Source organism: [Lactobacillus] rogosae, assembly GCA_900112995.1.
Taxonomy (GTDB): domain Bacteria; phylum Bacillota; class Clostridia; order Lachnospirales; family Lachnospiraceae; genus Lachnospira; species Lachnospira rogosae.
On sequence record FONU01000041.1, the window covers coordinates 1 to 6,122 of the forward strand.

The window sequence follows — 6,122 nt, forward strand, 5'->3', positions numbered from 1 at the left end:
GATTTAGGTGAAATATCTGGTGAAACTATCTTTATTGATGGTACCAAGATTGAGGCAAATGCCAATAAATATACTTTCGTGTGGAAAAAAGCCGTTACAAAAAATCAGGCAAAATTTGCTTTATTCTACAAACACAATCATTACTTTTCATTCCTGTCAATCTTTAAATCTTTGTAATATTGCATTGGAGTAACACCATATTCTTTCTTAAATGCTCTAAAAAAATGATTATACCCTCCAAATCCACCAAGCTCATATACCTCATGAATACTTTTCCCCTGCTCTATATAATGGCGGCATAAATCAAGTTTGCTCTTTACAATGTATGAATGAGGTGTCTCACCTGTCAATTTTTTAAACTCTCTTACTATATGATAACGGCTTATATAAAATTCATTTTCCAAGCGCTCCAACGAGATATCTTCTGTCAAATGTTCTCTGATATAAATAAAAATATCATCCATTACAACGTGTTTTTTCTTCTTCTTCTTGATCTGTACATCATCCTGAACAGATGAGCGAAGTGCAAGTACAAGAATCATAGTTAATAGGCTTTTCTCGTATAATGAGTGGGCAAATTTAGGCAGCTCATTATTCATCGAATAGAGCTTTTTTGATATATTCTTTATAAGCATAGCCGATTCAGTCTCAGAATGAACAATCTTAACTTGGTACGGAACAAAATCAAACGCTTCATCAAGTCTTGTTTCTTCATCTGACAATTTCCTTAAAAGTTCTCCACCTATATAAAGAACATAAACTTCAAGAGGATACTTATTTTTACGATATTCAAGCTTTACTTTATTACCTGGCTTAATAAATATCAAATCCTCCATAGTACATACAATATTATCGTCCTCCTGGTGCATATACCCTATCCCACCAGCTATAAATACAATTGTATAGCTCTCCTTTTGCCCAAAGCTTCGCTGGGCACTATCCAATATTTTCAAATATTCCATTTTGTAGCCTTGCTTTTTCATATGTCTATTTTGTACACTTTCCTATTATATTTTTTGTTCATTTCGTCAAAATATACAATATATCAATTTTTCGTAGTTTGCAAGCAATATTTGTATATGGATATCAGCATAACCCCAATATAATAAGATTGTAGCTACTAAAACAATATAAATGTTTGGAGGTAAATTATCATGAAAGAAACAAGACCTTTTTCCATGAAGGACAAAATTGGTTACACTCTTGGCGATTTGGGATGTTGCTGTACTGAGCAGTTCCGTGCCATGTATCTTGCTATTTTTTATACACTGGTATTAAAAGTTAATCCAGTACACGTAGGAATCCTTATGCTTGTTACAAAGTTTTGGGATGCTATAAATGACCCTTTAATTGGTGCACTTGTTGATAGCCACAAAAACAAAGGAAAAGGAAAATTTATTCCTTGGATTAAATTCTTTGCTTTTCCAACTGCAGTACTCTGTATATTAGGATTTGTTAACGTAAGCAATTTCGCTTATGGTGCACGTATTGCTTATATGTTCATTACATATATTGTTTACGAAATTATGTACACATGTGTCAACGTTCCATTTGGTAGTCTTTCAAGTGTAATGACTGATGATGTTAACCAACGTACTGACCTTTCTCGTTTCAGAAGTCTTGGCGGTACAATTTTTATGACAGTTATCGTTATTGCTGGACCATTATTCTTATATAAAGATAACCAGCCAGTACCTAGCCATTTCCTTATTATGTCAGCAATCTGTGCAGTTATTGGATTAATCTGTCTTATGTTTACATCTCATTGGTGTAAAGAGCGTATTATTACAGAACCAGTTGTTGAGAAAAAAGAAAAGTTTAACTACTTCCAGGTAATTAAAGATATTACTAAAAACAAAGCATTACTCGGAGTTATGTTATCAAGCTTTATCGGTATTGTTGGAGCAGGTATGGTTAACGGATTAAATACTTATTTATTCCGCGATTATTTTGGAAATGTTGCCATCATGGCAGTTTCAGGTATGTTAAGTGTACTCTGGTCACTTATTGCATTCGTAGGCACAAAATTTGTTGCTAAGAAATTTGGAAAGAAAGAATGGATCATGTACAGTGCAACTTTCTCAGTTGTTGTTTATGCTATTTTATTCTTCTTCCCACTTGAAAATCCTTTGCTCTTTATTATCATCAACGGAATCTGCTATCTTGGAGTAAGTGGTTTCCAAGTATTAGTTTGGGCACTTGTAAATGATGCAATTGATTATCAAGAACTTCAGACAGGAAAACGTAATGAAGGAATTGTATATTCGGCATATACATTCTTCCGTAAACTTGCTAATGCTGTATCAGGAAGTATGAGTAGTTTTGCACTTGCAATTGCTGGATTCCAGGTTAATGAAGCTGTCCAGAATGAAGCATTCTCAGGACATCTTTGGAAAACATATACAGGTTTATATGTTGTAGGATATTTATTAGCTGTTCTGGTATTAAAATTTATCTACCCTCTTACAAAAGAGAAAACAGCTGAAATGTTACAGGATTTAGCTGACAAGCGAAATGCTACTACTGCAGAATAAAATTAGAAATGGAGGTATTTTAAATTGACAAAACAAGTAGAAATCACAAACCGTGATGGACACATCTTACGCGGAATAGTTAACATTCCAGAAGATGGCACAAGATTTCCTGCTATTGTAAATGTACATGGCTTTACAGGGAATAAAAGCGGTTACAAAAGTATTTATACGCACACAGCCAGATTATTAGCTGAACATGGATTTGCCAGTGTCCGTTTTGATTTATACGGAAATGGTGAAAGTGATGGTGAATTCGAGGACATGACCTTTACAGGTATCCTACACGATATCGAGGATATTATAAACTGGACTAAAACACAAGATTTTGCCAATCCAGATAAGATTATCTTATCTGGTCAGAGTATGGGAGGATACGCAGCTGCTACTGCCGCTCCTATTGTTAATCCTTATGCTCTCATACTTATGTGTCCAGGTGCTGGAATGTGGTTTGGATGTAAGGATCGTGCTGAAGCCATGGAAGCTAAGGGGATCACCAAGGCCGATATTGAAGGACTCACTTTCCCAACATCTTTTAATCATGATTTATTTAATTATGAGCCATTCTCGTCAGCAGAAGGATACAACGGACCAGTCCTCCTTATAAGAGGAACTGCAGATGATTTGGTAGATGATGCAACATGCCATAGATATGAGTCACTTTACAATGGAAAATGCAATTATAAAACAATTGAAGGCGCTAACCACAATTTTGCCAGTGCTTTTGCAAGAGCAGAATTAGACAAATTAATGTTAGAGTTTTTAACACCACTTAAATAGTATATTCAATTTGAAAGGAAGTATGAACAATGAAATTATTAGAGCCTATAAAAGTTGGAAATATTGAGTTTAAAAACCGTATTATGTTCCCACCACTTACAACAGGATATGAGGAAAAAGATGGTTCAATTGGAGAACAAAGTTTTCGTTTTTACGAGCGTCTCGCAAAAGGCGGTGTCGGATATATAGTAATTGGAGATGTTGCACCACTTCCAACATTCTCTCCTACACCAAAGCTTTATTCACCTGAGCAGGTTCAAAGCTTCAAAAGACTTGCTGACGCATGTCATGAAAATGGCGCAAAACTTGGAATTCAGTTATTCCATCCTGACTACAATGTTAAAGCTTTAAACGATTTGTTTCATCAGGGCAAAATGCAGGAAGCAAGAGCTAAACTTCACCATGATATGCAGCACTTTGTAAATGAAGTTACTGCAGAAGAACTTGATGAAATAATAAAGCATATGGAAAACTGTGCTATCTTAGCACACGAAGCTGGTGTTGATTGTATTGAAGTACATGGAGACCGTCTTGTTGGTTCTCTTTGCTCTCCTATTTTAAATCATAGAACTGATGAATATGGCGGTGACCTGGCTAATCGTACACGTTTTGCATTAACACTTGTAAAAAGATTAAAAACAATCGTACCTGACATGGTTATCGACTACAAGCTTCCTATAGTTACTCCTCTTGGAGAAAATAGTTTTAGAGGAAAAGGTGGTCTTCCACTTGATGAAGCTTGCATTTTTGCTAAAGAATTAGAAGCTTGCGGTGTTGACACATTACATGTTGCACAGGCTAACCATACTGGAAATATGGGTGATACAATCCCTGCCATGGGAACACAGCCATACGGATTTATGGTTTCTTATTCTAAAAAAATCAAAGAGCTTGTATCTATTCCTGTATCTGTAGTAGGCCGTATCGTTACACCAGAAGCTGCCGAAGCAGTTATTGCAAATGGTTCTGCTGATATTATTGGATTAGGTCGTTCTCTTCTCACAGACCCTGACTTTGCAAACAAATGTGCAGATGGACATTGCTGTAATGTCAGAACATGTATGATGTGTAATAAAGGATGTACAGATAATATTCAGAATCGTGCTTTCTTAAGTTGTGTACTTAATGCTGAAAACGGTTACGAAGCAACACGACATATAACTCCTGCAGCAGCATCAAAGAAAATAGCTATTATTGGTGCTGGTATTGCTGGACTTGAAGCTGCACGTGTTTCCGCATTAAGAGGACATCATGTAACTATATTTGAGAAATCACTTCAGATTGGTGGTCAGTTACTTATTGCTAGTGTACCTCCAAGAAAAGAAGAAATGATGAGAAGCATTAATTATTATACAAATGTACTTCCTGAATTGGATGTAACATTCAGGCTTGGTCAGGAATTCACATCCCAAGATTATAATTCATTCGATGAAGTAATTGTGGCAACAGGAGCAAACAATGCAATAATCCCTGTTCCTGGCAAAGATCTTCCAACTGTAGCAAGTGCATGGGATGTACTTGCCAAGAAAGAAATCGTATTCGGTAATGTTTCTGTAATCGGTGGTGGTCTTGTAGGTGTTGAAACCGCTGAATATCTGGCTTCACGCGGATGTAAGGTTACAATTATTGAAATGATGGATCAGATTGCAAAAGAAGAAAGTAACACTATTTTACCTACTCTAATGAGGGAATTAGAGCATTATAATGTTCAAATAGTAACATCTGCAAAATTATCAGAAATTAAAGATGATTCTGTAGTTGTTGAAAAAACAGTAGACGACAATACATCAACAGAAGAAATTGCTTCAGACTTTGTTGTAATGGCTGTTGGTGCAAGAAAGAACCTTCCAGAGCTTTCTGATTGTCCTCTTCCACTTCACTATATTGGTGATTGTGCTGGAGAACGTCCAAGTAATATTGAGCATGCTATTAAATCAGCATATGATGTAGCATGTGAAATATAAATTATTAATTACCCTATTACCACAAAGGGGCTGTCGCACTAAGAAATTAGTGCGATGCCCCTTTTTTTATGTTAAGGTGGTATATAATCTGAAAAAAATAAATCCCAGGCTTCGAAAATCCTGGGATTTATGGTAAAATATTAATATGCTATTACATAATAAATTACAAAAAGATTATACGTTAAATCAGAGTGGATATCAACTAAAACTTCCACTCAAATTAGGAACAATTATTCCTAAGAATGATTCTGTGCGGTTACTCAGTCAGTTTGTAGAGGAGATGGATTTGACTGATCTATATAAGAGATATCAATTTCATGTTTCTTTTAGAAGGACATTCTGCACCTGACCATGCAACACTTGCACGATTCAGGAGCATTCATTTTGCCCCTTGTTCTAAGCGTATTCTCGCAGAAGTTTCAAATATCCTTTTTGATTTAGGTGAAATATCCGGTGAAACTATCTTTATTGATGGTACAAAAATCGAGGCAAATGCCAATAAATATACTTTCGTGTGGAAAAAAGCCGTTACAAAAAATCAGGCAAAACTGTTAATTAAGTTAGCTGATTTTGTAGCTGAATGTGAACAACTCTATGACATAAAAATAGTTTATGGAAATGTAATAAAAATCAAACATTTAAAGAGACTACGCAAAAAGCTGTATGCTCTTAAAGATGCTGAACATAACTTAAAATTCAAATATAAGAACATAACTGCAGATGCTGGTTATGAGAGCGAGGAAAACTATCTGTTTCTTGAAGCTAATAATCAGATAGCATTCATAAAGCCGGCTAATTATGAGATATCAAAAACAAGGAAATACAAGAATGATATTGGAAAGATAGA

4 protein-coding genes and 1 pseudogene are annotated in these 6,122 nt (G+C 35.3%); 4 read left to right on the top strand and 1 reads right to left on the bottom strand.

Annotated elements, in window-relative coordinates:
- Window positions 1–140: 140 nt before the first annotated feature.
- Window positions 141–962: a helix-turn-helix domain-containing protein gene (locus BM157_RS12640; protein WP_318256001.1), complete on the bottom strand. Its 822-nt coding sequence runs from the start codon at window positions 960–962 to the stop codon at window positions 141–143.
- Window positions 963–1,154: 192 nt separating this feature from the next.
- Here BM157_RS12640 and BM157_RS12645 point away from each other — a divergent pair, with 192 nt between their 5' ends.
- The 4 genes and pseudogenes from BM157_RS12645 to BM157_RS12660 all read left to right on the top strand — a co-directional run.
- Window positions 1,155–2,534, top strand: a complete 1,380-nt coding sequence (locus BM157_RS12645) for an MFS transporter (RefSeq protein WP_055174632.1) — start codon at window positions 1,155–1,157, stop codon at window positions 2,532–2,534.
- Between the two features lie 24 nt (window positions 2,535–2,558).
- Complete coding sequence (locus BM157_RS12650; RefSeq protein ID WP_055174630.1) at window positions 2,559–3,311, top strand: alpha/beta hydrolase; 753 nt, start codon at window positions 2,559–2,561, stop codon at window positions 3,309–3,311.
- A gap of 29 nt (window positions 3,312–3,340) precedes the next feature.
- Entirely contained in the window at window positions 3,341–5,275 is a 1,935-nt protein-coding gene (bilR, locus tag BM157_RS12655; RefSeq protein WP_090141442.1) for a bilirubin reductase, long form, read from the top strand.
- A 145-nt stretch (window positions 5,276–5,420) separates the two neighbouring features.
- Window positions 5,421–6,122 (top strand): annotated as a pseudogene (locus BM157_RS12660) (transposase); the annotation flags it as partial.

Bases quoted from the DNA above. Each gene is read 5' to 3' on its own strand.
- BM157_RS12640 (WP_318256001.1), bottom strand. From the start codon at position 962: ATGGAATATTTGAAAATATTGGATAGTGCCCAGCGAAGCTTTGGGCAA.
- bilR (WP_090141442.1), top strand. From the start codon at position 3,341: ATGAAATTATTAGAGCCTATAAAAGTTGGAAATATTGAGTTTAAAAAC.
- BM157_RS12645 (WP_055174632.1), top strand. From the start codon at position 1,155: ATGAAAGAAACAAGACCTTTTTCCATGAAGGACAAAATTGGTTACACT.